The sequence below is a fragment of the Streptomyces sp. LARHCF249 genome, assembly GCF_052871255.1.
In genome coordinates this window covers 43,199-67,941 of record NZ_JBIXJQ010000021.1, presented here as the reverse complement: position 1 = coordinate 67,941, position 24,743 = coordinate 43,199, and the positions used below count along the sequence as shown (strand labels likewise).

Genomic DNA, 24,743 nt, shown 5'->3' with positions numbered 1-24,743 from the left:
TGAGACCGCCGGGCGGCACCTCGCGGCGCAGCTCAAGGGCCGGGTCGGCTAGTGCTGTGGCCGGAAAGGTTTGCCGGGTCGCGGTGTCCGGTGCGGTGCATCGCAAGGCGGAGGGCCGCGGCTCGTACTGGACGTACTTGCGCGGTCCGACAACGCTGGGGGCACCTCCCAGCGGTAGCTGGGGGACGAGGTGCCGTGCCTGGGGGTCCCCCCGGACGGAGTCCGGGGGAGCGCGGCGACCCGGTGAACCTTTCCGGTCACAGCACTAGAGGCGGGACGCGAAGGCCTCGGCTGCGGCCGTGATCTCGTGGGCGGTCCAGGACAGGCCTGGTCCGGTGACCTCAACCTCGGTCATGGAGAGGCCGGGGACGGGCGTCGGCGACCAGCGGCGGAAGAGGACCCGGCCCGTCTCCTCCGCGAGGCGGACGCCCGCATCCGTCAGGTGGTCCGCGTCGTACGGGAGCCAGACCTGGAACTGGTGGGTGTGCGGCCGCTCCGGGTGGATCCGGGACCACGGGATCCCGGCCTCCGCGAGGGCCGGCCCCAGCGCGGCGGCCACCATCCGCGCCTGCGCCACGTACGACGGCAGCCGCGGCAGCTCCCGTTCCAGGCCGGCCAGCGCGGCCAGGGCCTGCGGGAACTGGCGGAAGATCTGGCCGCCGTACCGGTGGCGCCAGACCCTGGTCTCCTCCACGAACGCCCGCGGCCCGGCCAGTGCGGCCCCGCTCAGGCCGCCGAGCGACTTGTAGAACGAGACGTACACCGAGTCGGCGAGCGCCGCGATCTCCGGCAGCGGGCGGCCGAAGTGCACCGTGGACTCCCACAGCCGGGCCCCGTCGAAGTGGACCACCGCCTCCCGCTCCCGGGCCGCCTCGGCCAGGGCCTCCAGCTCCTCCCAGGCGGGCAGGACGAAGCCCGCGTCCCGCAGGGGCAGCTCCAGCATCAGCGTGCCGAACGGCTCCGCGAGGGCCGAGACCTCCTCCGCCGTCGGCTGCCGCGCCTCCGCCGTCGGGTGCACCACCCGCAGCCCGGAGACGGCCGACAGCGCCTCTCCCTCCCACCGCTCCGGGTGGGACATGGGGTGCAGCGCCACGACCGGGTTCCCGGTCCGTCCGGCCCAGCAGCGCAGCGCGACCTGCTGCGCCATGGTCCCGCTCGGGAAGAACGCCGCGTCCTCCATGCCCAGGAGCCGCGCGACCCGCCGCTCCACCTCGGCGACCACGCCGTTGCCGTAGACGTCGGCCGGCTGGTCCATGTCGTACGGGGCTTCGGCGAGCGGCGCCAGCAGCTCCGCCACGGTGGCCTCCTTCAGGGAACGGGAGAGCATCCGCCCGGCCCCGCGCCACGCCGCCGCCTGCCGCTCCTCCCGCTCGGCGTCCCCGTCGTCCCCGCTGCTGTCCCCGCTGTGGTCCCCGCTGTGGTCCTCGCTCATGGCTCACGATCATCGCCGACCGGCCAAAGGCCCAGGAGCTAGCATGGCGGCGTATCGTCCGGTACCCCCCGCGGACTGGAACGGAAGGCCCTCCCCGCGTGAATCCATCACAGCAGCCACGCCCTGCCCGGCTGGCCGTCGGTGTCGTCGGAGCCGGCCGGGTCGGCTCCGCGCTGGCCCGGGCGCTCCAGCAGGCCGGGCACCGGCCCGTCGCCGTGTCCGGCGTCTCCGACGCCTCGGTGCGCCGCGCCGCGCGGATGCTGCCCGACGTACCGCTCGTACCGCCCGCACAAGTATTCGAGAAGGCCGACCTGGTCCTCCTGACCGTGCCGGACGACGCGCTGCCGTCCCTGGTCGAGGGCCTCGCCGAGACCGGTGCGATCCGGCCCGGGCAGCTCCTCGTCCACACCTCCGGCCGGTACGGGACCGCCGTGCTCGACCCGGCGCGCCGCGCGGGCGCGCTGCCGCTGGCCCTGCACCCCGCGATGACGTTCACCGGCACCGAGGTCGACGTGCAGCGGCTGGCCGGCTGCTCCTTCGGCGTCACCGCCCCCGAGGAGCTGCGGCTCGCCGCCGAGGCCCTGGTCATCGAGATGGGCGGGGAGCCCGAGTGGATCGCGGAGGAGAACCGTCCGCTCTACCACGCCGCCCTCGCCCTCGGCGCGAACCACCTGGTCACCCTGGTCGCCCAGTCGATGGAGCTGCTGCGCAAGGCCGGGGTCGGGCACCCCGACCGGATGCTCGGCCCGCTGCTCGGCGCCGCCCTCGACAACGCCCTGCGCTCCGGGGACGCGGCCCTGACCGGCCCGGTGGCCCGCGGCGACGCCGGTACGGTCGCCGCGCACATCTCGGAGCTGCGCAAGCACGCGCCCGGCACGGTCGCCGGATATCTGGCGATGGCCCGCTCCACCGCCGACCGGGCCCTCGCGCACGGACTGCTCAAGCCCGAGCTCGCCGAAGACCTGCTCGGCGTGCTCGCCGACACCCACACGGACCCGGAAGGAGGCATTGCCCCGTGAGCGGACTGCTGCTGGACACCGCCGAGGAGCTCCGCAAGCTCCCGCGCACCGGCCGCCGGGCCGTGGTGATGACCATGGGCGCCCTGCACGACGGGCACGCCACCCTGATCCGCTCGGCCCGTGAGCTGGCCGGGCCGCAGGGCCAGGTCGTCGTCACCGTCTTCGTCAACCCCTTGCAGTTCGGGGCGAACGAGGACCTGGACCGCTACCCCCGCACCCTCGACGCCGACCTCGGACTCGCCGAAGCGGCGGGCGCCGACGCGGTGTTCGCGCCCGCCGCCGACGAGGTCTACCCGGGCGGCGCCCCCCAGGTGCGGATCAGCGCCGGCCCCATGGGCGAGCGCCTCGAAGGCGCCACCCGCCCCGGCCACTTCGACGGCATGCTGACCGTCGTCGCGAAGCTGCTCCACCTCACCCAGCCCGACCTGGCCCTCTTCGGCCAGAAGGACGCCCAGCAACTGGCCCTGATCCGGCGCATGGTGACCGACCTGAACTTCCCCGTGGAGGTGGTCGGCGTGCCGACCGTCCGCGAGGAGGACGGGCTCGCGCTGTCGTCCCGCAACCGCTACCTCTCCCCCGCCGAGCGGCGCACCGCCCTGGCCCTGTCCCGCGCCCTGTTCGCCGGGCAGGACCGGCTCGCCGCGCAGGCGGCGCTGCGGGCCCGCGCCGAGGCGTCCCCGGCCAGCGACGAGCGGGCCACGGCCCTGGCCCGGCTCGGCGAGATCCGCGCCTCCGCCGACGCGCACGCCGTCTCGGCGGCGGGCACCGGGCTGCCGGACGCCGTACGGGCCGCCGCCCTGCACGTCCTGGAGGAGGCGGGCCGCCACGAGCCGCCGCTCGAACTGGACTACCTGGCGCTGGTGGACCCGCAGGACTTCACCGAGGCCGGACCCGCGTTCACCGGGCAGGCCGTGCTGGCCGTCGCCGCGAAGGTCGGCACGACCCGGCTGATCGACAACATCCCACTGGAATTCGGAGCACACTCGTGAGCACCCCAGGCAGAGGCCTCCCGTCGGGCGGCGCAGGCGCGGCCGCGGGCACTGGCATACGTCTGCACGCGCCGGCCCCCGGCTGGTCCGTCGACGCCGATGTCGTGGTCGTCGGCTCCGGCGTCGCGGGGCTGACCGCGGCGCTGCGCTGCGCCGCCGCGGGCCGCCGTACGGTCGTGGTCACCAAGGCCCGGCTCGACGACGGATCCACCCGCTGGGCCCAGGGCGGCATCGCCGCGGCCCTCGGCGAGGGCGACACCCCCGAGCAGCACCTGGACGACACGCTGGTCGCGGGCGCGGGCCTGTGCGACGAGGCGGCCGTACGGCTGCTCGTCACCGAAGGCCCGGACGCGGTACGGCGGTTGATGGCCACGGGCGCCGTCTTCGACACCTCGGCGGAGACCGGCGAGATAGAGCTGACCCGGGAGGGCGGCCACCACCGGCGCCGCATCGCGCACGCGGGCGGCGACGCCACCGGGGCGGAGATCTCCCGGGCGCTGGTCGAAGCCGTGCAGGCCGCGGGGATCCGTACCGTGGAGAACGCGCTCGTCCTGGACCTGCTCCAGGACGCGCAGGGCCGTACGGCCGGGGTCACGCTGCACGTCATGGGCGAGGGCCAGCACGACGGCGTCGGCGCCGTCCACGCGCCCGCCGTGATCCTCGCGACCGGCGGCATGGGCCAGGTCTTCTCCGCGACCACCAACCCCTCGGTGTCCACGGGCGACGGGGTGGCGCTCGCGCTGCGCGCCGGGGCCGAGGTCTCCGACCTGGAGTTCGTGCAGTTCCACCCGACCGTGCTGTTCCTCGGCCCGGGCGCCGAGGGCCAGCAGCCCCTCGTCTCGGAGGCGGTCCGCGGCGAGGGCGCGTACCTCGTCGACGCCGACGGCGTCCGCTTCATGGCCGGCCGGCACGAACTCGGCGAACTCGCCCCGCGGGACATCGTCGCCAAGGGCATCATGCGCCGCATGCAGGAGCAGGGCGCCCAGCACATGTACCTGGACGCCCGGCACTTCGGCGCCGAGATGTGGGAGCAGCGCTTCCCGACCATCCTGGCCTCCTGCCGCTCGCACGGCATCGACCCGGTGACCGAGCCGATCCCGGTCGCTCCCGCCGCGCACTACGCGTCCGGCGGCGTACGGACCGACCTGCACGGCCGCACCACCGTCCCGGGCCTGTACGCCTGCGGCGAGGTCGCCTGCACCGGTGTGCACGGCGCGAACCGGCTGGCCTCCAACTCCCTGCTGGAGGGCCTGGTCTTCGCCGAGCGCATCGCCGACGACATCGCCGCGCAGGACCGCTCCGGCAACGGCCCGGGCATACCGGTGCCCTCGACCGGCCCGCTGCAGCCCGCCGAGGCGCGGTACGAGATCCAGCGCATCATGACGGACGGCGCGGGCGTGCTGCGCTCGGCCGAGTCGCTGGATGCGGCCGCCGAGGCGCTCGAAGGCCTGTACACCACGGCCCTGAACACCCTCGAAACGCACGGCAAGACCGCCGAACCGGGGGTGGAGACCTGGGAGGCCACGAACCTGCTGTGCGTGGCCCGGGTACTGGTCGCGGCCGCGCAGCGGCGCGTGGAGACCCGCGGCTGCCACTGGCGCGAGGACCATCCGGACCGGGACGATGCCGCCTGGCGCCGCCATCTCGTCGTCCGGCTGTCGGCGACCGAGAAGCGCGCCCTGGTCGTCGCCCCCACCGACTCCGCGGACTTCCCGTCCGTGACCCACCCCCTCAGCCTGGAGCAGTGACCGTGAGCACCCCCGAACTTCCCCTGATCGACCAGAACGACGGCGGCTGCGGCGACGGCTGCGCCTGCGGCGACGGCGAGGAGACCGGCCTGGACCCGGCGCTGGCCCAGCTGCTCGAGGACGCGGGGCTGGACCCCGTCGAGGTCGAGGACATCGCGCACATGGCGCTCTCCGAGGACCTGGACGGCGGGGTGGACGTCACCACCGTGGCCACGGTGCCCGAGGAGGCCGAGGCCGTCGCCGACTTCGTCGCCCGCGAGGACGGTGTCGTGGCTGGCCTGCGCATCGCCGAGGCGGTGTTTTCGGTGGTCTGCACGGAGGCCTTCGAGGTGGAGCGGCACGCGGAGGACGGCGACACCGTCAAGGCCGGGCAGGTGCTGCTGTCCGTACGTTCGCGCACCCGCGACCTGCTGACGGCGGAGCGCAGCGCGCTCAACATCCTGTGCCGCCTGTCGGGCATCGCGACCGCCACCCGCCGCTGGGCGGACGTGCTGGAGGGCACGAAGGCGAAGGTCCGCGACACCCGCAAGACCACGCCGGGGCTGCGCGCGCTGGAGAAGTACGCGGTGCGCTGCGGCGGCGGCGTCAACCACCGCATGTCTCTGTCGGACGCGGCGCTGGTGAAGGACAACCACGTGGTGGCGGCCGGCGGCGTCGCCCAGGCCTTCGAGGCCGTACGGGAGGCCTTCCCGGACGTCCCGATCGAGGTCGAGGTCGACACCCTGGAGCAGATCGGCGAGGTGCTGGAGGCAGGCGCCGACCTGATCCTGCTGGACAACTTCACGGTCGCGCAGACCGCCGAGGCCGTGGCCCTGGTGGCCAGCCGCGCGGTGCTGGAGTCCTCGGGCCGCCTGACGCTGGACACCGCCCGGGCGTACGCGGAGACCGGCGTGGACTACTTGGCGGTCGGCGCTCTGACCCACTCGTCGCCGATCCTGGACATCGGCCTCGATCTGCGCGAGGCGGTGTAACCCGTGCTCCTCACCATCGACGTAGGCAACACCCACACGGTCCTGGGCCTGTTCGACGGTGACGAGATCGTCGAGCACTGGCGCATCTCGACCGACCCGCGCCGCACCGCCGACGAGATGGCCGTGCTGATGCAGGGCCTGATGGGCATGCACCCGATGCTCGGCAGCGAGCTGGGCGACGGGATCCACGGCATCGCGATCTGCTCGACGGTGCCGTCGGTCCTGCACGAGCTGCGCGAGGTCACCCGGCGCTACTACGGCGACGTGCCGGCGGTCCTCGTCGAGCCCGGCATCAAGACGGGCGTGCCGATCCTCATGGACAACCCGAAGGAGGTCGGCGCGGACCGCATCATCAACGCGGTCGCGGCGGTCGAGCTCTACGGGGGCCCGGCGATCGTGGTCGACTTCGGTACGGCGACCACCTTCGACGCGGTGTCCGCGAAGGGCGAGTACGTGGGCGGGGTGATCTCCCCGGGCATCGAGATCTCGATGGAGGCCCTCGGCGTACGCGGCGCCCAGCTGCGGAAGATCGAGCTGGCCCGCCCGCGCAACGTGATCGGCAAGTCCACGGTCGAGGCGATGCAGTCGGGCGTGGTGTACGGCTTCGCCGGCCAGGTCGACGGGGTCGTGGGCCGGATGGCCAAGGAGCTGGCCGGCCCGAACGGCGACCCGGACGACGTCCGCGTCATCGCCACCGGCGGCCTGGCCCCGATGGTGCTGGGCGAGTCCTCGGTGATCGACGACCACGAGCCGTGGCTGACGCTGATCGGGCTGCGCCTGGTGTACGAGCGCAACGCCCCCAACTTCGACTGAGGGGGACGGGCCGTACGGGTGTCCCCGGCTTCACCCGCGCGGGCGGGGAAGCCGGGGGTGCGGCCCGGGCGCCGGTGTTAACGTGGCCAAATGCCTCGTGACACGGCGTACTTGGAGATTGCCGACGCGCTCCGGAAGCGGATCCGGGCCGCCGAATGGCCGGTCGGCGCGCGGCTGCCCTCGCGGGCGCGCTTCGCCGAGGAGTACGGCGTGGGCCAGTCCATCGCGCAGCGCGCGATGGAGCTCCTGATCATCGAGGGCTTCCTCGAGGGACGCGCCGGGTCCGGCACCTACATCCGTGTCCCGCGCAAGCGGATGCGGATCCCGCGCTCCCGGCTGCGGCGGCTGAGCGGTCCGGGCGGCCGCGACAACGGCGGCGGGACCTGGCAGGCCCGCTCCAAGGCCCGCACCCCGGCGCCCGAGCGGATCGCCGGGCGCCTCGCCATCTCCACGGGCGACCCGTGCGTGCTCACCTCGTACGCCTTCCTGTCCGAGGGGCGGCCGGTGGAGACCTGCGAGTCCTGGGAGCCGATGGCGGTCACCGACCGCACCCCGGTGGTGCTGCCGGAGAGCGGGCCGCTCAAGGGGGCGGGGGTGATCGAGCGGATGCGGTCGATCGGGGTGACGGTCGTGTCGGCGACCGAGATCCCGCGGCCCTCGCGCGCCACCCAGACGCAGGCCAACCTGCTCGGCATCAGCGTCGGCGACCTGATCACCGAGATCGAGCGGACCCACTACGCGGCGGACGGCCGCCCGGTGGAAACCGCCGACATCGTGATCGCGGACCGCCGCGCGGAGGTCGCGTACGAGATCACGTTCGCGTAATTCCGGGGGGTCTGGGGGCGGAGCCGCCAGAATGGCCTGATGAGCGTCACCATCGACATCGCCGGGCTCCCCGCCGAGCGGATCAGCTTCACGCCCTCGCCGCTCGCGGAGCTCTGCATGGCCCTGCACGCGCTCTCGCAGCCCGCCCACCACCCCCGGCTCGCCTCCTGGACCGCCGCCACCGCCGCCGCGCTCGACCCCAGCCTCGCGGACCGGCTGCTGGAGGCCGAGTTCATGTGGCGCAGCTCCTTCGCCGACGTCTTCATGCCCTTCGCCGGAGTCCCCGGGGGGACCGGTCTGCCCGGCGCGACCCTGGCCGAGGAGCTCGACGTACTCGACCGGATGGAAGACGAGCGGTTCGTGACGGCCGCCCTGGAGCACTGCCGGCTCGACTCGTACAACGACGGCGGCGGGCCCTCCCCGCTCACGGACCCCTCGAGCCGGGCCAAGGCGCTGGAGACGGCCGCCGCCCGCGGCCCCCGCCAACTGGACTTCTCCATTCGGCTGCTGGACGACACCGCCGCCGTACGGGTGTGGCTGCGGCGGCTCGTCGAGGACTGCGACGAGGCCTTCTTCGCCGAGACCTGGAAGCGCGTCGAGCCCGCCCAGAGCGCCGACGCCCGGCACAAGACCGAGCTGCTGCGCCGCAAGGGGCTGCCGGCCGCACTGAAGGAGGTCTCGGCGGCGCTCGCCGTCGACGGGGGCGGCACGACCATCACCGCCGACAAGATGGTGAACGGATCGACGACCGCCACCGACCCCCGAATAGGCGCCGGCCTGGTCTTCATACCGACCAACTTCGGCTGGCCGCATCTGCTGGTGCTGCACGCACCGGGCTGGCGACCGGTGGTCCACTACCCGCTCGGCACCCCCGAACTGGGCTCCGCGCCCGGCTCGGTGGAGCTGCTGCAGCGGCGGATGGAGGCGCTGGCGCATCCCGTGCGGATGATGCTGTGCCGGAGCCTGGCCCGGGCCTCGTACACGACGGGCGAGCTCGCCACCGTGTACGGGATCACCGCGCCGGAGGTGTCACGGCATCTGGCTGTCCTGAAAAAGGCCGGTCTGATCCATACGCGGCGCCAAGGTCGGTATGCCCAGCATCAGTTGGATCTGCCCGCGGTCGCACGCATCGGCTCTGACTTCATCGAAGGCATCCTGCGCTAGGCCGCGTCGCCGATATACGGAATTCACACACCGGAATCAGCTGAAAGTCTGGCCAGACCGGCTCCTTGCTGCATAACGTGCGTCCACCGTTTGGCCCTGCTCGCTTTTGCCGTGGAAGGACCTTGCATGCCCTCACGCCGTATAGCCGCTGCGACCGCCGCCCTGGCGGCCGCGGCCCTTGTCTCACCGCTGCTGATCGCCGGGCCGGCCGGCGCCACCAGCCCGCAGAGTGACGCCGCACGCGGTGACGCGCTGGCCAGGAAGCTGGTCAAGGACGCGACCGGCAAGGGCGCGTACAACCACCTGAAGGTCCTGCAGTCCATCGCGGACTACAACAACGGCACGCGCGTGGCCGGTTCCCCGGGTCACGAGAAGTCGGCGAAGTACGTCGAGGCCGTGATGAAGGCGGCCGGCTACAAGGTCACCAGGAACGAGTTCGAGTTCGTCTACGTCGAGAACATCGCCGAGAAGCTGACGGTGAACGGCTCGAACGGGCGCGACGTGCCGATCCACCTGATGACGTACACGACCAGCACGCCGGCCGACGGCGTGACCGCCCAGGTGGCCGTCGCACCGGTCGACGCGGACGGCACGAACGGCTGCGAGCCCGGCGACTTCGCCGCCGGCGCGTTCACCGGCAAGATCGCCCTGGTCAAGCGCGGCGGCTGCACCTTCGCCGCCAAGCAGGCCAACGCGGCGGCGGCCGGCGCGGTCGGCGCGGTCATCTTCAACAACACCGCGGGCGCCCTGAACGGCACCCTCGGCGACGCGAACGCGGGCAAGATCCCGACGGGCGGCATCACCCAGGCCGACGGCGAGAAGCTCGCCGCCGACGCCGCGGCCGGCCCGGTCGAGGTCACCCTCGACATCCGCCAGTTCCGCGAGAACCGCACGACGTTCAACGTGATCGCGGAGACCCGCGGCGGGGACGAGGCCAACACCGTCTTCCTCGGCGCGCACCTCGACTCGGTCGCGGCGGGCCCGGGCATCAACGACAACGGCTCCGGCTCCGCCGGCATCCTCCAGGTCGCGCAGCGCCTCGCGAGCAGCCAGTCGAAGATCAAGAACAAGGTCAAGTTCGCCTGGTGGTCGGCGGAGGAGTTCGGCCTGCTCGGCTCCGAGGCGTACGTCGGAGGGCTGACGGAGGAGCAGAAGAAGCAGATCAAGCTCTACCTGAACTTCGACATGATCGCCTCGCCGAACGCCGCGTACTTCATCTACGACGGCGACAACTCGGACGGCGTGGGAGCGGGCCCCGGCCCGGAGGGCTCCGCCCAGATCGAGAAGGGAATAGCCGACTTCCTCGACTCCAAGAACCTCCCGCACGCGGGCACGGACTTCTCCGGCCGCTCGGACTACGGCCCGTTCATCGAGGTCGGCATCCCGTCCGGCGGTACCTTCACCGGCGCCGAGGGCATCAAGACGGCGGATGAGGCCGCGAAGTTCGGCGGTCAGGCGGGCGTCGCCTACGACGTGAACTACCACGCCAAGGGTGACGACATCACGAACATCGACCAGAAGGCGCTCGACATCAACGTCGACGTCATCGCGGACGCGGTCGGCCACTACGCCTTCGACCTCGCCCCGCTCTCGAAGCCGGTGGTCTCCGTCCCGACGCCGGGCGGCAGCGGCGGCGGTGGCGGCCTGCACGACGGCCACGGCCACGAGGTCACGCAGTAAGAGCGAGGCCTGAGGAGGGGGCGGAATTCCGGGAGGAATTCCGCCCCCTGCGGCGTTTGAGGTGCGGGCTCCGGGGCGGAGCCCCGGCAGCGGCCGCAGGGCCGCGTCAGCCGGCGGGCCAAGCCGCGCCGATGCCCACCGGCTGGCACAGCCACAGGAAGTCCCCCAGCCCGCCACGGGCGGTCAGCTCGGCCGCCTCCCCCGCAGAGGCAAGGGCTCGGACATACCCCGCCGGGTCCGTGGAGGCCAGGGCCAGCGCGGGCCGTGCCCCCGAGACGCCGAGGGCGGTCAGGGCCTCGCGCTGGGTCAGCAGCACCGATCCCGGCCCCGCGCACGCGTCCAGTGCCACGTGGGCGGTGACATCGCAGCTGCCGTCCGGGACCGGCGGGACCTCACGGCCCCCGCGGAAGCCCGTCAGCGTGCCGTACGGAGGCCTCGCCTCCCGGGTGTGGGCGTAGTCCACCGCCACCGCCAGGCCCCGCTCCACGCCGGCCACCGCCGCCGCCCAGGCCTCGTCGCGCGCCCGGCCGATCTCCGCGCGGCCGCCGCCGGGCCACCACCGCTCCAGCCAGCCGAGGTCCGCGCCCTCCACCGGGCCGCCGGGGCTCTCCGTACCGTCCGGCGCGACCAGGACGTACCGCCCGTCCTCGGCGATGTCGAGGGGCACGTTGTCCAGCCACTCGTTCGCGAAGAGCAGCCCCGTCGCACGTTCGGGCGGCGCCGCCACCCAGCGGATCCGCGGGTCCAGTCCCGCGGGACGCTCCGCGCGCTCCACGGCGTACGGGCGCACCCGCGCGGCCACCTCCGCCGGCAGCTCGGCGAGCACTCCGGCCAGCAGCTCCGCCCGCCCGGCGCCCACGTCGACCAGGTCCAGCGCCGCCGGGTGGCCGAGCTGCGCGTCGACCCACCGCAGCAGCCGCGCCACGGCACCCGCGTACAGCCGCGAGGCGTGCACGGAGGTGCGGAAGTGCCCGGCGGGACCGGGCCCGCCCGGCCGCACGTAGAAGCCGCCGGGCCCGTACAGCGCGGTTTCCATCGCACTGCGCCACCGGACCGGAGTCGCGTATCCACCCTGGGCACTCATCGCGGGAAGATTATCCGCGGGGCTGCTCACCCTCCACCTTGGGGAGTACGCCCCGCGGGCCAGGTTGGAACCTCTGGTTGACTCCAGCACCTATCTGCGTTCCCTACTCTGGGTTACGTGCAGCGCCTCTACGACTTCCTCCGCAGACACCCGACGGGCGTCGACAGCTTCTGGGCTGTCCTCCTCTTCGGGGTCTCGATGCTGAACGTCGTGGCCGAGACCGCCATCGGCGCCTCCATGAAGCTGGCGGCCGTCCCCGTGGTGATCGCCCTGAGCACGGCCGTGGCGCTGCGGCGCAGGTGGACGCAGGCGATGTTCTGGCTGACCCTCGCAGCGGGGGTCTACCAGCTGGCCCTGGGCATCGTCGCGGGGTTCTACGACGCGGCCATGTTCGTGATCCTCTTCACCGTCGCCGCGAGCGAGGTCCCGCGCTGGGTCTCCCGCACCGCGCTGGGCTGGGCGCTGGCCGCCGCACCGCTCTACTTCCTGCGGTTCGGGGTGGACAAGGGGACGAGCGACGCCGACAACGTCCTCTTCACCCTCTTCATGATCGTCCCCTTCGCCCTGGCCTGGGTGCTGGGCGACTCGCTGCGCACCCGGCGGGCCTACTACGCCCAGCTCATCGAGCGGAACCAGCGGCTGGAGAAGGAGCGCGAGGCACAGGCCAAGGTGGCCGTGGCCGCCGAGCGCGCCCGGATCGCACGCGAGCTGCACGACGTCGTCGCGCACAACGTCTCGGTGATGGTGGTGCAGGCGGACGGGGCGGCGTACGTCATGGACGTCGCCCCCGAGCAGGCGAAGGAAGCCCTCCAGACCATCTCCGGCACCGGCCGCCAGGCGCTGGCCGAGATGCGCCGGCTGCTGGGCGTGCTGCGCACCGGCGAGCCGCAGGAGTCCGAGGACTACGTACCCCAGCCGGACGTCGAGCAGATCGAGGTCCTGGTCGAGCAGGTGCGGGCGGCCGGGCTCGCGGTGGACTTCGAGGTCGAGGGCGCCCCTCGGCAGCTGCCCAGCGGCGTCGAGCTGACCGCGTACCGGATCGTGCAGGAGGCGCTGACCAATACGCGCAAGCACGGGGGCCCCGACGCGAAGGCGAACGTCCGGCTGGTCTACTTCGACGACGGGCTCGGCCTGCTGGTCGAGGACGACGGGCGGGGAGCGGCACACGAGCTGTACGAGGACGGCGGCGCCGACGGCGCCGGACACGGCCTGATCGGCATGCGCGAGCGGATCGGTATGGTCGGCGGAACCCTGGATGCCGGGCCGCGGCCCGGCGGCGGCTTCCGGATCAGCGCCCTGCTGCCCCTGAAGAAGAGTTGAAGAGGACGAGGTGACGATGTCCATCCGAGTGATGCTGGTCGACGACCAGGTGCTGCTGCGCACCGGCTTCCGCATGGTGCTCGCCGCCCAGCCGGACATGGAGGTCGTGGCCGAGGCGGGCGACGGCCTCGAGGCGCTGGAGGTGCTGCGGGCCACGAAGGTGGACGTGGTGCTGATGGACGTGCGCATGCCGAGGCTCGACGGGGTGGAGGCGACGCGGCGGATCTGTGAGCCGGAGGAGCACCCGAAGGTGATCATCCTGACCACCTTCGACCTGGACGAGTACGCGTTCTCCGGGCTGAAGGCGGGAGCGAGCGGCTTCATGCTGAAGGACGTGCCGCCGGCCGAGCTCCTGGCGGCGATCCGCTCGGTGCACAGCGGCGACGCGGTGGTCGCCCCGTCGACGACGCGGCGGTTGCTGGACCGTTTCGCGCCGATGCTGCCGACGACCACGCAGGAGCCGCAGAACAAGGAGATCGAACGGCTGACCGAGCGCGAGCGCGAGGTCATGCTGCTGGTCGCCCAGGGCCTGTCGAACGGCGAGATCGCGGCCCGGCTGGTCCTCTCCGAGGCGACGGTGAAGACCCACGTGGGCCGCATCCTGACGAAGCTGAGCCTGCGCGACCGGGTCCAGGTCGTGGTCTTGGCGTACGAAACGGGCCTGGTCCGGGCGGGCGGCGGCGGAGCCGCGTAGCGCCTCCGGCGGGGCGGGCCTCGTACACCGCCCCGCCGGCGTGCTCAGAAGCGCTGGACGAATTCACAGCCCCCGATGACCCTGTCGATGGTGGCCCTGTCGGCCACCAGGACATCGAAGCCGGGGCCGCAGTCGACCGTGTCGAATCGGCCGTTGCGGCTGATGATGGTGTCGTTGCCCCCGCGCCCGGCGATGGTGGCGAGGAGGTGGACGGTGTTCGACCCGTCGGGGTCGCTGATCCGGTCCGGACCGTCGCCGCCGAAGAGCCGGTCGTCACCGCTCCCACCGAACAGATCGCTCGGGATGGAGGTGTCGTTGGTGACGAAGTCGTCTCCGTCGCCCAGGTTGGCCCGGATCCGGGTCACACCCGCGGCCAGACCGCAAGCGACGACGTTGGGGGTGAGTTGTGTGCAGCCCGGGCCGGCGACGAGGCCCGCCGAGTCCCCGACGATGAAGCCGGTTTCGTTGGCGTCGAGGGAGAAGGTGACACTGTTCTGTTCGCCCGGTAGGGCCACGAAGTTGACCACGCCGTCTTGCCGGCTGACGAACGCGGGGTCGGCGGCTGCGGGACCGGCCAAGGCCATCGTCAGCGTGAGCGCGGCCACGGCGGGGGCGGCCAGCCGTGCCGTGCGCAGGAGACGCGAGGGGTTCGGGTTCATCGGTGCTGTCCCTTGGGTTGCCGATGACGGCTCAGAGGTCGAGGAACCGCCGCCCCCTTCGCTACCCGAGGTGACCAGTGCGATCTTCCTGTAATCGCACAGTTACCCCCTGTGCCGTACGCAACCCCCCGGCCGGCCCTACGTCATCCAGCGGTCCGGGCGGGCCGACGCACGGGAGGTGCGGGAGCGCGCCGCCTGGGCGCGCAGCAGCTCGGCGGCCTCGGCGGCCGCCCGCAGCCGGGCGGTCACCGTGCCGTTCGCGCCGGTGTCCACGTGCACGTCGGCCACGCCGCGGGCCCGCGCCCAGGGGCCCTGGGTGAGCCGGACGCTCTGCACCTTGGCGTGCGGGACGACCTCCGTACGGCGGCACAGGCGGCCGTGCCGGGCGGCGAACACGTCCGGGGAGACGGCCAGGGCGTAGCCCTTCCACCACACCGGCACCACCCAGCGCGAACCGGCCCCCGGGGAGCCGGTGAAGGACAGGGCCGCCAGGTCCACCCCCGGCAGCACCCGGGCGATCACGGCGTGCGCGGCGGCCCGCGAGGCCACGGGGACCAGGACCTCGTTCTTGGAACCGGCCACGGCCAGCTCCACCCGGACCCAGTCGCGCCGCCGCCAGAGCAGCGGCTCCACGATCCGTACGGTCTGCACGCGCCCCGGCGGCACGGTCTCGTGGGCCCGGTCCAGCAGACCGTGGTCCAGGCGCAGCCCGTCCGGGGACTCGGCGACCCGCCAGTCGTACTCGGCGAGGAAGCGGCCCGCGCTGCCCGCCCAGACCGCGCCGAGCAGCGGGAGCAGGGTGACGACGGCCGCCCACGGGCTGGAGCTGAACCACCACACGGCGACCGGCGCGGTCAGCCCGCCGGCCAGCGCCGCCCAGACCCCGAGGCTCAGCAGCAGTGAGACGGCGAGGTCGCGCGGGCGCACGCGCAGCAGCTCCCGTTCGGGAGCCTCGCCCAGGCGTACCGCCTCCTCGGGGGCGAAGCCGGCCGCCCGGGCCAGCAGCTCGGCGCGCAGGGCCACGGCCTGCTTCTCGGAGAGGAAGGCCAGCTCGTCCTTGTCCTCGGTGCCGATGACGTCGAGGCGGAGCTTGGCGACCCCGGCGAGGCGGGCCAGCAGCGGGCGGGTGACGTCCACGGCCTGGATCCGGTCGAGCCGGATGTGCGCGGTGCGCCGGAACAGCAGTCCGGTGCGGATGCGCAGCTCCGTGTCGGTCACGGAGTAGTACGTGACCCACCAGCTCAGGAAGCCGTACAGGCCGAAGACGAGGACCAGGGCGGCCAGCGCCAGGATCCGCAGCGCGGCGGGCTGGTCCGCTATCCACGCCTGCGCCTTGTCGCCCTGCTGGACGACCACGCCGAGGGTCGCCGCGATCGGCACCCACGCCCGGCGCAGCGGGGTGAGGGGATGCAGCCGCCGCTCGCCCGCGGCGGGCCGGGCGCCACCCGCCGCGTCGGGGGCCGCCGGGTCGAGGGTGACCGCGTCGGGGGTCACGGGGTCGCCGCCCACCGGACCGGAGGTCACAGGCCCGCCGACCTTGCCTGGCCGAGCTCGGTGAGCCGGTCGCGCAGCCGCTCCGCCTCGGCCGGCACCAGGCCCGGGATCTTGGCGTCCGTCGCCGCCGCGGCCGTGTGCAGCTGTACGGAGGCCAGCCCGAAGCGCCGCTCCAGGGGGCCCGAGGCCACCTCGACCAGCTGCATCCGCCCGTACGGGACCACGGTCTGCTCCCGCCACAGCACGCCCCGGCTGATCAGCAGGTCGTCCGCGCGCTCGGCGTACCGCCAGGACCGCCAGTTCCGGCCGAGCATCACCCACCCCCAGGCCAGGACGAGCAGCCAGAAGACCCCCAGCAGGGCCCAGGCGGGGCCGAGGACCAGGCCCGTCACGACGCCGGTCGCCACGGCCGGCACCAGCGTCCAGACCACCAGCAGCATCCTGCGCAGCCTGAGCAGCCCGCCCGGCAGCCCCACCCACACGGGTCCCGCCGTCTCACCCGTTGTCCCCATTTCCATTCCTCAAGCGTAGGGCTGAGACAATGCCCGCATGACGGAGACCACGGTCGGCATCGGCGGAGCGGCGGAGAGCACCGACATGGTGCTCAACATCGGCCCCCAGCACCCTTCCACGCACGGCGTGCTGCGCCTGCGCCTCGTCCTGGACGGCGAGCGGATCGTCAGCGCCGAGCCGGTGGTCGGCTATATGCACCGCGGCGCCGAGAAGCTGTTCGAAGCCCGCGACTACCGGCAGATCGTGATGCTCGCGAACCGCCACGACTGGCTGTCCGCTTTCTCGAACGAGCTCGGCGTGGTCATGGCCGTCGAGCGGATGCTCGGCATGGAGGTCCCCGAGCGGGCCGTGTGGATGCGGACGCTGCTCGCCGAGCTGAACCGGGTGCTGAACCACCTGATGTTCCTCGGCTCGTACCCGCTCGAACTGGGCGGAATCACCCCGATCTTCCACGCGTTCCGCGAGCGCGAGGAGCTCCAGGCCGTCATGGAGGAGATCTCCGGCGGCCGCATGCACTACATGTTCAACCGTGTCGGCGGACTCAAGGAGGACCTCCCGGCCGGCTGGCTCGGCCGGGCCCGCGAGGCCATCGCCGACGTCCGCACCCGCATGGACGTCTACGACAGGCTGGTCCACGGGAACGAGATCTTCCGCGGCCGCACGCGCGGGGTCGGCGTCCTTTCGGCCGAGGCGGTGCACGCGTACGGGGTCTCCGGCCCCATCGCCCGCGCCTCCGGCGTCGACTTCGACCTGCGCCGCGACGAGCCGTACCTCGCGTACGGCGAGCTCCAGGACGTCCTCAAGGTGGTCACCCGCACCGAGGGCGACTGCCTGGCCCGCTTCGAGGTCCTGCTGGACCAGACCCACAACGCGCTCGACCTCGCCGTGGCCTGCCTGGACCGGATGGACGCGCTCCCTCCGGGGCCGGTCAACCAGCGCCTGCCCAAGGTCCTGAAGGCCCCCGAGGGCCACACGTACGCCTGGACCGAGAACCCCCTCGGCATCAACGGCTACTACCTCGTCTCCAAGGGCGAGAAGACCCCGTACCGGCTGAAGCTGCGCAGCGCCTCGTACAACAACATCCAGGCGCTGGCCGTCCTCCTGCCGGGGACGCTGGTCGCGGACATGGTGGCCATCCTGGGCTCGCTGTTCTTCGTGGTCGGGGACATCGACAAGTAGGGACAAGTAGCGGCAAGTAGCGCGGCGCACAGTCCATTTGGCGTGGAGTTCCGGTCATGTGGCTCATAGGGTGATCACATGACTTCTGGCATATTCGACGCGTACCTGCGACGACTGGGCATGCCCGATCCCGGCGCACCCTCCACCGAAGGCCTCTTCGCCCTCCAGCGGACCCATCTGGAGCGCGTCCCCTACGAGAACGTCGACATCCAGCTCGGCCGGCCGCCCGGCATCGGCCCCGAGCTGTCGGCGCGCCGGTTCGCCGCCGGACGCGGCGGCTACTGCTTCCACCTCAACGGGGGCTTCGCCGCGCTGCTGGACCACCTCGGCTACGACGTCACCCGGCACGTGGGCGGCGTCTACGAGGAGACCGACGCGGCGCAGGACGTCAACGGCAACCACCTCGCGCTGACCGTGCGCGTCGACGGCCACGCCTACTTCGTCGACGTGGGGCTCGGCGACGGCCCCCACGAGCCGCTGCCGCTGCGCGAGGGCGCCTACGAGCAGGGCGGCTTCTCGTACCGGCTGGAACCGCTGACCGGGCCGCTGGAGGGCTGGAGCTACCACAACCCGGGCAGCCCCTTCCCCCGGATGAACTTCCGGTCCGCGGCGGCCGGCATGGACGAGTTCGAGGCCGAGCACCTGAGGCTGTCCACCGCCGAGGACTCCTCCTTCGTGCGCACCCTGGCCCTGCTGCGCCGGGACGCCGAGTCCATCGACGTGATGCGCGGGCGCATCCTGACCCGGATCGACCCGGCCAAGGGGCCGAGCGACCGGGAGCTGACCACCCGGGAGGAGTTCTACGAGGCCCTCTCCACCGTCTTCGGGCGGGAGCTGGACGACCTGACGCCGGCGGACCGGACGGTCCTGTGGGACCGGGTGTGCCAGGCCCACGAGGCATGGCTGGCCGCCCAGCAGGGCTGATGTCGGTGCGGCAGGGCAGACTTGGAGGCATGTCGCACTCTCCCCGCCGAGCCTGCCCTGCCTGCGGCCGCGACTGCGCCGTCACCGGAGGCCGGATCGCCCGCCACGATCCGCCCGACGGGCGCGGCCGCGCCGACCTGGTCTCCTGCCCGGGCTCCCGGGCCCGGGTGGTGCTCGGCGCCTCGGCGCCGACCCTGGACGGATTCGTCCTCGGGCCGCTTCCGGGGCAGTTGCCGCTGTTCTGAGTACGGATGCCCGCGGGGAGCCGAGTACCCGCGCGGATCTGCGTACGGCCGCCGCGGGACACGATGGCCGCATGTTGGAGGCCGTGGCCGTGGTGCTCGTCCTGGCGTTTCCCTGAACCGGCCTGAACCGGCCTGACCTGGTCTGACCCGTCTGGCCGCTGTTCCGCTAGGAGATCGCGGTGCGCAGCCGGGCCACGTCGATCGGCTCGGTCTCGTCGTGGGCCGTCAGGTCGATGACCTGGCCCGCCGCCGGAGCCTCGTCCACCGCCGGCGCCCCGTCCGGCGTCGCCGGTTCGGCGGCCAGGGTGCGCGCCGTCTCCGCCTCGTGGACCGCGAGGGCCTCCGCGCCGACCACGTCGGCCAGGTCCTCGTTCTGGACCGCCTCGATGGCCGCGCGGGCCTGGGCGGCGTTCTGGGTGCCGAAGAAGTCGAAGCCGCCCTCGGCGCGGGAGGCGGGCCGCCGCTGTGCCGCGTACGGGGCCACCGCCGCGGCCGGCCGGCGGGCCGGAACCGAGGCCGCGGGGGCGGGCGCGGCCGCGGGCAGCGCCCGGGTCTGTGTCCTGCGGGCCAGCGCGCTCATCGCCGCATGGGCCCGGGCGTAGCCGACCGCGGTGGGCGCGCCCGCCGCGGTGCGCTCCTCGGAGCCCGTCGTGAGCTCCTTGGGAGCCGCGGCCGGGCCTGCCGTGGCCTCGATGGCCAGCAGCCGGCGGCCCTCCAGGGCGCTGGCGCGCTCGGTCTCGGCGGTCGCGTAGCGCCGCAGCAGCGAGGCGTGCTCGCCGCGCAGCCCGGCCAGTTCGACGCGCTTGGCGCGCAGCTTGGCGTCCAGCTTGGCGCGCAGCATCCGGGCCTCTTCGAGGTCGGATTCGAGCTCGGCTATCCGCTCGTCCGTCTTCCACTCGTCCTTGACCCGCTCGCGCGCCAGCTCGGCGACGCGGCGGCCCGCGGAACGGTCCCAGGCGCGCATCACCATGGCGCCCGCGACCCCGGCGGTCGCCGTGAGGGCCACGAGCAGCCTCAGCGCCACTGGTTCCGCGAGCAGCCAGGCCGCGCCGGCACTGGCGAGGGACACACCGGCGATGGCCGTCGGCGTGAGCAGCCGGTGCAGGGGTTCGGGATTGCGGTGGCGTCCACGGGGCATGGCCCGAAATTTACAGGGCGTAGAGGCCATGTGGGGTACCCGCCCGGCAATCTCTTGCCGGGCAGTCAACCCACAATTCTCCGTCAACCCGGTAGCCGCTACTTCTTGAGAAGGCCCTTGGACTCCAGGTAGGCCTTCGCCACGTCCGCCGGCTTGGCGCGCTCGGCGTCCACCTTGCGGTTCAGGTCGACCAGGTCGGCCGTCGTGAGCACCTGGGTCAGCTTGTCGAGCGCGGCGGCGACCTCGGGGGCGCCCGCGTCCTTGGCGTTGACCACGGGCAGCACGTTGTCGGCGTTCTGGAGCTTCTTGTCGTCCTCGAGCAGGACCAGGCCGTAGCTGTCCAGCGTGGCGTCCGTGGTGGTGGTCAGCGCCAGCTGGTCCGCGCCGTCCTTCACCGCCTGCTTGGCCTGCGGGGTGCCGACGCCCTTGGGGTCAATACCGGAAACCTGGATTCCGTACGTCTTCGTCAACCCGGGAGCGCAGAAGGGCCGGACCGCGCATTCGTCACCCGCCGCGATCTTCACCTTCAGCCCCGACTTTCCAAGATCGGAAAGGGACTTCAGGTTGTTCTTCCGGGCGAATTCCCCGGATACCGCGAAGGCGTTCTGGTCGACCGCCGCGCCCGCGGGCAGCGCCTTGAGGCCGAGCGGGGCCGCGAGCTTCTCCAGGGCCGCCACGGTGGCCGCGACGTCGCTCGACGCGACCGGCTTCTCCTCCGGCGCCTTGGGGCCGTTCACCTTGGCGTTCAGGAACTCCGCGAGCGTGGCCGCGTACTCCGGGACGACGTCGATCTCGCCCTTCTCCAGCGACGGTTCGTACAGCTCGCGGTTGTTGACCGTCTTGATCGACGTGCTGTAGCCGGCGTCCTTGAGGACCTGCGCGTACAGCTCGGCCAGCACGTTGGACTCGGTGAACCCGGCCGCACCGATCACCAGGGCGCCCTTGCCGCCCCCGGCGGAGGGCGCGGAGGAGGCGGCCGAGCCGCCGTCCTTGCTCTTCTCCAGGCTGTCGCCGCCGCACGCAGACAGCGACACCGTCAGGGCGAGGCCGCCCAGGGACGCACCGAGGACGCGCGTGGTCTTGCTCATGGAGACACTCCGTTCGAAGCGGGGTAAAGGGATCGGACCGGTCAGCGGGACGCGCCGGCCGCCGGCCGCGGCAGCAGCCGGTCCGCCGCTACCAGGGCGCCTTCCACCAGCAGGGCCAGCGCCGCCACCAGCAGGGCGCCGGCGACGACTTGCGGGGTGTTGTACGTGTTGAATCCGGCGGTGATGATCCGGCCGAGACCGCCCTGGCCGACCATCGCCGCGATCGTGGCCGTGGCGATGACCTGGACGGCGCCCGAGCGCAGGCCGGTCATCACCAGGCCCCGGGCGAGCGGCAGCTCCACCCGGAAGAAGAGCTGGCCGCCGGACATGCCCATGCCCCGGGCGGCCTCCACCACCGACCGGTCCACCTCGCGCATGCCGACGTACGCGTTCGTCAGCAGCGGCGGAACGGCGAACAGCACGAGCGCGGCGATGGTGGGCAGATAGCCGGCGTTGCGCAGCGGGGAGACCATGAACAGCGCCAGCACCGCGAAGACGGGCACGGCCCGGCCGGCGTTGGAGATGTTGACCGCGAGGGCGCCGCCCTTGCCGAGGTGGCCGAGGAACAGCCCGACGGGCAGGGCCACCGCGCAGGCGATCGCCAGGGCGATCCCGCTGACGTAGACGTGCTCGCCCAGCCGGTGCCAGACGCCGCCCTCCCCGGCCCAGTTGGCGCCGTCGGCCAGCCAGTCCCAGGCCTCTCCCAGGACGCCCATCGCCTCAGGCCTCCTTCACGAGGCGGGCGGTACGCGGGGTGCGGGCGGTACGGGCGGTACGGGTCCACGGCGTGAGCAGCCGCTGCACGCCGAGCAGCAGCAGATCGGCCACGAGCGCGAGCAGCACGCACAGCACCGAGGCGGTGAGCACCTGGGCCTTGAAGGAGCTATTCACGGCCGGGGCGATGAGATTGCCGAGACCGCCCTTGCCGACGATGGAGCCCACCGTGGTCAGCGCGACCGTGGAGACCGTGGCGATCCGCACCCCGGCGAGCAGCGCGGGCAGCGCCAGGGGCAGTTCGACCTGCCACAGCAGCCGCCCGGGGCCGTAGCCCATGCCGCGCGCGGCCTCCCGCACCTCCTCGGGGACGGCTTCCAGGCCGGCCAGTACGTTGCGGACCAGGATGGTCAGCGAGTACAGCACGAGGCCGGTCACCACCAGCGCCGCCGAGAGCCCGAACACGGGCAGCAGCAGGGAGAACATGGCGAGCGAGGGAATCGTGTAGAGCAGGGTGGTGAAGGCGAGCACGGGCGCCGCCCAGCTCCGGCCGCGGCGGGCCAGCAGGGCGAGCGGCAGCGAAACGGCGATGCCGATGACGACCGACGCGCCGGTGATCCAGACGTGTTCGAGGGTGGCGTCGGTGAGTTCCTGGGAGCGCGAGGAGACGTACTCCCAGCAGATCCAGTCGTTCGCCACCAGGCAGTTCCGCCCGGCCATTCCCCACCCCCCGTCACCGACGCGCGTACCAGGCCGACCCTAACCCCCCGCACCGACAATGGCCGGAACCCTTGGCAGCGACGTAACACTCTGCTCATAAATCCTTCGCCATTCAGGGCGAGCGGGTAGGGAAGGATGGCGATGTGATCCGATTCGAGCATGTGACCAAGCGCTACCCCGACGGAACGACGGCCGTCGAGGACCTGTCCTTCGAAGTGGCGGAGGGTGAGCTGGTCACGCTCGTGGGACCGTCCGGCTGCGGCAAGACGACCACGATGAAGATGGTCAACCGCCTCATCGAGCCGACCTCCGGCCGGATCCTGCTCGGCGGCGAGGACATCTCCGCCGCGGACCCGGTCGAACTGCGCCGCCGGATCGGGTACGTCATCCAGCAGGTCGGGCTCTTCCCGCACAAGACGGTGCTGGAGAACACGGCGACCGTGCCCCAGCTGATCGGCACCCCCAAGGCCAAGGCCCGCGCACGGGCGGCGGAGCTGCTCGAACTGGTGGGCCTGGACCCGGCCGTGTACGGGGGCCGGTACCCGGAGCAGCTGTCGGGCGGGCAGCGCCAGCGCGTCGGCGTGGCCCGCGCGCTCGCCGCCGATCCGCCGGTGCTGCTGATGGACGAGCCGTTCGGCGCGGTGGACCCGGTGGTGCGCGAGCGGCTGCAGAACGAGTTCCTGACGCTGCAGAAGACGGTGCGCAAGACGATCCTGCTGGTCACCCACGACCTGGAGGAGGCGATCCGGCTCGGCGACCGCATCGCGGTGTACGGGGCGGGCACCATCGAGCAGTTCGCCAGCCCGGCGGCGGTGCTCGCCGCGCCGGCCACCGACTACGTGGCCTCCTTCGTCGGCGCCGACCGGGGGCTCAAGCGGCTCGCGGTCACCGCGCTCGGAAAGGCCGACCTGGCGGCGGCGGACGGCGAGTCCCCGGCGGCAGCCGTGGAGCTGGGGGCGACCTTGCGCGAGGCGCTGTCGGCCCTGCTCCAGGAGGACTCGGGCCGGATCGGGGTCACGGACCCGGACTCGGGCGAACTGGTCGGCGTACTGACCCCGGAGGGTGTGCACCGGGCCCTGCGCCGGGCCCAGCTGCAAGAGGCGTGAGAACGCGGAAGGGCCCGACCGCTCTTGAGTCCCGGCGGTCGGGCCCTTCCTTGCTGTGGTTGGCGTGCCGCCCGGCCGTCAGGCCTGGATGCGGCCGCTCATCCACACCAGCATCGGCGGGATCTCGCGGCGCCACGTGTTGAAGTTGTGGCCGCCGCTGTCGAGGATGATCGAGGAGACCCGGTCCGGGTCCTTGACCAGCTTGACGAACTTCTTGGTGTCGGCGAGGTTCGGTTCGCCGATCTCGCTGCTGGTGACGAGGAAGGACGTACCGCTCGGCTTCTTGTTCTGGATGCTGGTCAGGACGTTGGCGCGCTGCTTCAGCTTGCCGTCCCCGTGGAACAGGTCGCCGGTCGTCGGGTCGTCGGGGGCGTCGTAGTACGCGGACAGGCCCGCGGCGGCGCCGAAGGTCTCCGGGTAGTGCGCGGCGATCTTCAGGGCGCAGTAACCGCCGGTGGAATTGCCGATGAAGCCCATGTTCTTGGGCTCCTTGCCCACCCGGAAGGTGTCCTGGATGGCCTGCGGCAGGTCCTCGCCGAAGAAGGTCTCGGTCTGCGGGCCGCCGGGTATGTCCACGCACTCGGTGTCACGCGGAGGCGCGACGGTCGGCCGCAGCATGACCAGGATCATCGGCTTCATCTTGCCCGCCTTGGACAGGCTGAAGGCCTTCATCGGGTAGTCGAGCCCTTTGATCAGGTTCTCGGCGGTGCCCGGGTACCCGGTCAGGACGATGGACGCCGGAAAGTTCTCGTCCTTGTACTGCGGCTGGAAGTACTCCGGCGGGAGCCACACGTAGCCGGGGCTCGTAATCTTCGACTTCTGCCCGGATATGGCAACCTTCAGGATCTGTCCGCCGACCGGAGGCTTGGCGCCGCCGGGCACGTCCAGCTTCTGCTTGTCGACGACCTTGATGTCCTTGCTGCTCATCGAGTGGTCGACGACCTTGCCCATGGACGTCTCCTGGCCGAACAGGTCGGCCCAGGAACCGTAGAAGAGGAACGACTTGTTAGCTGCGAGACCCACAGCCGAGAACAGCGCCAGCTGGGTTGCCAGCAGGAGCCCGATCCGGCCGGCGAACGCGCGCCAGGTGCGGCCCGAGAGCTTCGGCCAGAGCCAGACCGTGGCGGCGAAGAGCAGCACACCGGCGAGGACGGCCAGCGCCAGAACCGTATTACTGGTGAGACCCATGAGCAGTCAGTCGACTTTCTGATGGCAGGACTGGAA

At 72.5% G+C, this 24,743-nt stretch carries 24 protein-coding genes; 14 read left to right on the top strand and 10 right to left on the bottom strand.

Annotated features, from left to right (window positions below; genetic code table 11):
- Positions 1-265: 265 nt before the first annotated feature.
- Positions 266-1,432, bottom strand: coding sequence for a threonine aldolase family protein (locus ACIPUC_RS35975; RefSeq protein ID WP_446594595.1), 1,167 nt, complete (start codon positions 1,430-1,432; stop codon positions 266-268).
- A 98-nt stretch (positions 1,433-1,530) separates the two neighbouring features.
- Between ACIPUC_RS35975 and ACIPUC_RS35970 the strand changes: the two genes are divergently transcribed.
- From ACIPUC_RS35970 to ACIPUC_RS35935, 8 genes are all read left to right on the top strand, one after another.
- On the top strand, positions 1,531-2,451 hold the full coding sequence (locus ACIPUC_RS35970; protein WP_446594594.1) for a Rossmann-like and DUF2520 domain-containing protein: 921 nt from the start codon (positions 1,531-1,533) through the stop codon (positions 2,449-2,451).
- 68 nt (positions 2,452-2,519) lie between these two features.
- Positions 2,520-3,440, top strand: a complete 921-nt coding sequence (panC, locus tag ACIPUC_RS35965; protein WP_446594630.1) for a pantoate--beta-alanine ligase — start codon at positions 2,520-2,522, stop codon at positions 3,438-3,440.
- Complete coding sequence (locus ACIPUC_RS35960) at positions 3,437-5,188, top strand: L-aspartate oxidase (protein ID WP_446594593.1); 1,752 nt, start codon at positions 3,437-3,439, stop codon at positions 5,186-5,188. The genes panC and ACIPUC_RS35960 overlap by 4 nt, the downstream gene beginning before the upstream one ends.
- 2 nt (positions 5,189-5,190) lie before the next feature.
- A complete protein-coding gene (gene nadC / locus ACIPUC_RS35955) occupies positions 5,191-6,159 on the top strand; it encodes a carboxylating nicotinate-nucleotide diphosphorylase (protein ID WP_446594592.1) in 969 nt (322 codons plus the stop codon).
- Between the two features lie 3 nt (positions 6,160-6,162).
- Positions 6,163-6,972 carry a type III pantothenate kinase gene (locus tag ACIPUC_RS35950; protein WP_446594591.1) on the top strand — a complete coding sequence of 270 codons (810 nt, stop codon included), beginning with the start codon at positions 6,163-6,165 and terminating at the stop codon, positions 6,970-6,972.
- A gap of 90 nt (positions 6,973-7,062) precedes the next feature.
- Positions 7,063-7,797, top strand: a complete 735-nt coding sequence (locus ACIPUC_RS35945) for a GntR family transcriptional regulator (protein WP_446594590.1) — start codon at positions 7,063-7,065, stop codon at positions 7,795-7,797.
- Positions 7,798-7,836: 39 nt separating this feature from the next.
- Positions 7,837-8,961, top strand: a complete 1,125-nt coding sequence (locus tag ACIPUC_RS35940; protein ID WP_446594589.1) for a DUF5937 family protein — start codon at positions 7,837-7,839, stop codon at positions 8,959-8,961.
- A 126-nt stretch (positions 8,962-9,087) separates the two neighbouring features.
- Positions 9,088-10,641 carry a M28 family metallopeptidase gene (locus ACIPUC_RS35935; RefSeq protein WP_446594588.1) on the top strand — a complete coding sequence of 518 codons (1,554 nt, stop codon included), beginning with the start codon at positions 9,088-9,090 and terminating at the stop codon, positions 10,639-10,641.
- Between the two features lie 106 nt (positions 10,642-10,747).
- Here the strand turns inward: ACIPUC_RS35935 and ACIPUC_RS35930 are convergent, their stop codons facing one another.
- On the bottom strand, positions 10,748-11,725 hold the full coding sequence (locus ACIPUC_RS35930; protein ID WP_446594587.1) for an SAM-dependent methyltransferase: 978 nt from the start codon (positions 11,723-11,725) through the stop codon (positions 10,748-10,750).
- A 117-nt stretch (positions 11,726-11,842) separates the two neighbouring features.
- Between ACIPUC_RS35930 and ACIPUC_RS35925 the strand changes: the two genes are divergently transcribed.
- Together ACIPUC_RS35925 and ACIPUC_RS35920 are read left to right on the top strand one after the other, a co-directional pair.
- Positions 11,843-13,045: a sensor histidine kinase gene (locus ACIPUC_RS35925; protein ID WP_446594586.1), complete on the top strand. Its 1,203-nt coding sequence runs from the start codon at positions 11,843-11,845 to the stop codon at positions 13,043-13,045.
- A 16-nt stretch (positions 13,046-13,061) separates the two neighbouring features.
- Positions 13,062-13,739 (top strand): response regulator, encoded by a 678-nt coding sequence (locus tag ACIPUC_RS35920; RefSeq protein ID WP_446594585.1) that lies wholly within the window; start codon positions 13,062-13,064, stop codon positions 13,737-13,739.
- A gap of 44 nt (positions 13,740-13,783) precedes the next feature.
- Here the strand turns inward: ACIPUC_RS35920 and ACIPUC_RS35915 are convergent, their stop codons facing one another.
- From ACIPUC_RS35915 to ACIPUC_RS35905, 3 genes are all read right to left on the bottom strand, one after another.
- Positions 13,784-14,398, bottom strand: coding sequence for a hypothetical protein (locus ACIPUC_RS35915; protein WP_446594584.1), 615 nt, complete (start codon positions 14,396-14,398; stop codon positions 13,784-13,786).
- Positions 14,399-14,536: 138 nt separating this feature from the next.
- Entirely contained in the window at positions 14,537-15,922 is a 1,386-nt protein-coding gene (locus ACIPUC_RS35910) for a PH domain-containing protein (protein WP_446594583.1), read from the bottom strand.
- Positions 15,919-16,410, bottom strand: a complete 492-nt coding sequence (locus tag ACIPUC_RS35905; protein ID WP_446594582.1) for a PH domain-containing protein — start codon at positions 16,408-16,410, stop codon at positions 15,919-15,921. Before ACIPUC_RS35905 ends, ACIPUC_RS35910 begins: the two co-directional genes overlap by 4 nt.
- A gap of 31 nt (positions 16,411-16,441) precedes the next feature.
- Between ACIPUC_RS35905 and ACIPUC_RS35900 the strand changes: the two genes are divergently transcribed.
- From ACIPUC_RS35900 to ACIPUC_RS35890, 3 genes are all read left to right on the top strand, one after another.
- Positions 16,442-17,584, top strand: a complete 1,143-nt coding sequence (locus ACIPUC_RS35900) for an NADH-quinone oxidoreductase subunit D (RefSeq protein ID WP_446594581.1) — start codon at positions 16,442-16,444, stop codon at positions 17,582-17,584.
- A gap of 78 nt (positions 17,585-17,662) precedes the next feature.
- On the top strand, positions 17,663-18,508 hold the full coding sequence (locus ACIPUC_RS35895; RefSeq protein ID WP_446594580.1) for an arylamine N-acetyltransferase family protein: 846 nt from the start codon (positions 17,663-17,665) through the stop codon (positions 18,506-18,508).
- Between the two features lie 29 nt (positions 18,509-18,537).
- Positions 18,538-18,753, top strand: coding sequence for a hypothetical protein (locus tag ACIPUC_RS35890; protein WP_446594579.1), 216 nt, complete (start codon positions 18,538-18,540; stop codon positions 18,751-18,753).
- A 166-nt stretch (positions 18,754-18,919) separates the two neighbouring features.
- On the opposite strand, the gene ACIPUC_RS35885 is transcribed toward ACIPUC_RS35890, so the two are convergent.
- The 4 genes from ACIPUC_RS35885 to ACIPUC_RS35870 all read right to left on the bottom strand — a co-directional run bounded on the left by ACIPUC_RS35885 (position 18,920) and on the right by ACIPUC_RS35870 (position 22,413).
- Positions 18,920-19,891, bottom strand: coding sequence for a hypothetical protein (locus ACIPUC_RS35885; RefSeq protein WP_446594578.1), 972 nt, complete (start codon positions 19,889-19,891; stop codon positions 18,920-18,922).
- A 98-nt stretch (positions 19,892-19,989) separates the two neighbouring features.
- Positions 19,990-20,979, bottom strand: coding sequence for an ABC transporter substrate-binding protein (locus tag ACIPUC_RS35880; RefSeq protein WP_446594577.1), 990 nt, complete (start codon positions 20,977-20,979; stop codon positions 19,990-19,992).
- A 41-nt stretch (positions 20,980-21,020) separates the two neighbouring features.
- Complete coding sequence (locus ACIPUC_RS35875) at positions 21,021-21,695, bottom strand: ABC transporter permease (RefSeq protein ID WP_446594576.1); 675 nt, start codon at positions 21,693-21,695, stop codon at positions 21,021-21,023.
- A gap of 4 nt (positions 21,696-21,699) precedes the next feature.
- Positions 21,700-22,413, bottom strand: coding sequence for an ABC transporter permease (locus ACIPUC_RS35870; protein ID WP_446594575.1), 714 nt, complete (start codon positions 22,411-22,413; stop codon positions 21,700-21,702).
- A gap of 143 nt (positions 22,414-22,556) precedes the next feature.
- On the opposite strand from ACIPUC_RS35870, the gene ACIPUC_RS35865 reads away from it, so the two are divergent.
- A complete protein-coding gene (locus tag ACIPUC_RS35865; RefSeq protein WP_446594574.1) occupies positions 22,557-23,519 on the top strand; it encodes an ABC transporter ATP-binding protein in 963 nt (320 codons plus the stop codon).
- Between the two features lie 78 nt (positions 23,520-23,597).
- Here the strand turns inward: ACIPUC_RS35865 and ACIPUC_RS35860 are convergent, their stop codons facing one another.
- Positions 23,598-24,707 (bottom strand): alpha/beta hydrolase, encoded by a 1,110-nt coding sequence (locus tag ACIPUC_RS35860; RefSeq protein WP_446594573.1) that lies wholly within the window; start codon positions 24,705-24,707, stop codon positions 23,598-23,600.
- Between the last annotated feature and the right edge of the window lie 36 nt (positions 24,708-24,743).

What these genes read in the sequence shown, in the direction of transcription:
- ACIPUC_RS35900 (WP_446594581.1), top strand. Translation starts at nt 16,442, where the DNA reads ATGACGGAGACCACGGTCGGCATCGGCGGAGCGGCGGAGAGCACCGAC.
- ACIPUC_RS35915 (WP_446594584.1), bottom strand. Translation starts at nt 14,398, where the DNA reads ATGAACCCGAACCCCTCGCGTCTCCTGCGCACGGCACGGCTGGCCGCC.
- ACIPUC_RS35930 (WP_446594587.1), bottom strand. Translation starts at nt 11,725, where the DNA reads ATGAGTGCCCAGGGTGGATACGCGACTCCGGTCCGGTGGCGCAGTGCG.
- ACIPUC_RS35885 (WP_446594578.1), bottom strand. Translation starts at nt 19,891, where the DNA reads ATGCCCCGTGGACGCCACCGCAATCCCGAACCCCTGCACCGGCTGCTC.
- panC (WP_446594630.1), top strand. Translation starts at nt 2,520, where the DNA reads ATGACCATGGGCGCCCTGCACGACGGGCACGCCACCCTGATCCGCTCG.
- ACIPUC_RS35890 (WP_446594579.1), top strand. Translation starts at nt 18,538, where the DNA reads ATGTCGCACTCTCCCCGCCGAGCCTGCCCTGCCTGCGGCCGCGACTGC.
- ACIPUC_RS35945 (WP_446594590.1), top strand. Translation starts at nt 7,063, where the DNA reads ATGCCTCGTGACACGGCGTACTTGGAGATTGCCGACGCGCTCCGGAAG.
- ACIPUC_RS35905 (WP_446594582.1), bottom strand. Translation starts at nt 16,410, where the DNA reads ATGGAAATGGGGACAACGGGTGAGACGGCGGGACCCGTGTGGGTGGGG.
- ACIPUC_RS35935 (WP_446594588.1), top strand. Translation starts at nt 9,088, where the DNA reads ATGCCCTCACGCCGTATAGCCGCTGCGACCGCCGCCCTGGCGGCCGCG.
- ACIPUC_RS35870 (WP_446594575.1), bottom strand. Translation starts at nt 22,413, where the DNA reads ATGGCCGGGCGGAACTGCCTGGTGGCGAACGACTGGATCTGCTGGGAG.
- ACIPUC_RS35860 (WP_446594573.1), bottom strand. Translation starts at nt 24,707, where the DNA reads ATGGGTCTCACCAGTAATACGGTTCTGGCGCTGGCCGTCCTCGCCGGT.
- ACIPUC_RS35975 (WP_446594595.1), bottom strand. Translation starts at nt 1,432, where the DNA reads ATGAGCGAGGACCACAGCGGGGACCACAGCGGGGACAGCAGCGGGGAC.
- ACIPUC_RS35940 (WP_446594589.1), top strand. Translation starts at nt 7,837, where the DNA reads ATGAGCGTCACCATCGACATCGCCGGGCTCCCCGCCGAGCGGATCAGC.
- ACIPUC_RS35895 (WP_446594580.1), top strand. Translation starts at nt 17,663, where the DNA reads ATGACTTCTGGCATATTCGACGCGTACCTGCGACGACTGGGCATGCCC.
- ACIPUC_RS35875 (WP_446594576.1), bottom strand. Translation starts at nt 21,695, where the DNA reads ATGGGCGTCCTGGGAGAGGCCTGGGACTGGCTGGCCGACGGCGCCAAC.
- ACIPUC_RS35920 (WP_446594585.1), top strand. Translation starts at nt 13,062, where the DNA reads ATGTCCATCCGAGTGATGCTGGTCGACGACCAGGTGCTGCTGCGCACC.
- ACIPUC_RS35880 (WP_446594577.1), bottom strand. Translation starts at nt 20,979, where the DNA reads ATGAGCAAGACCACGCGCGTCCTCGGTGCGTCCCTGGGCGGCCTCGCC.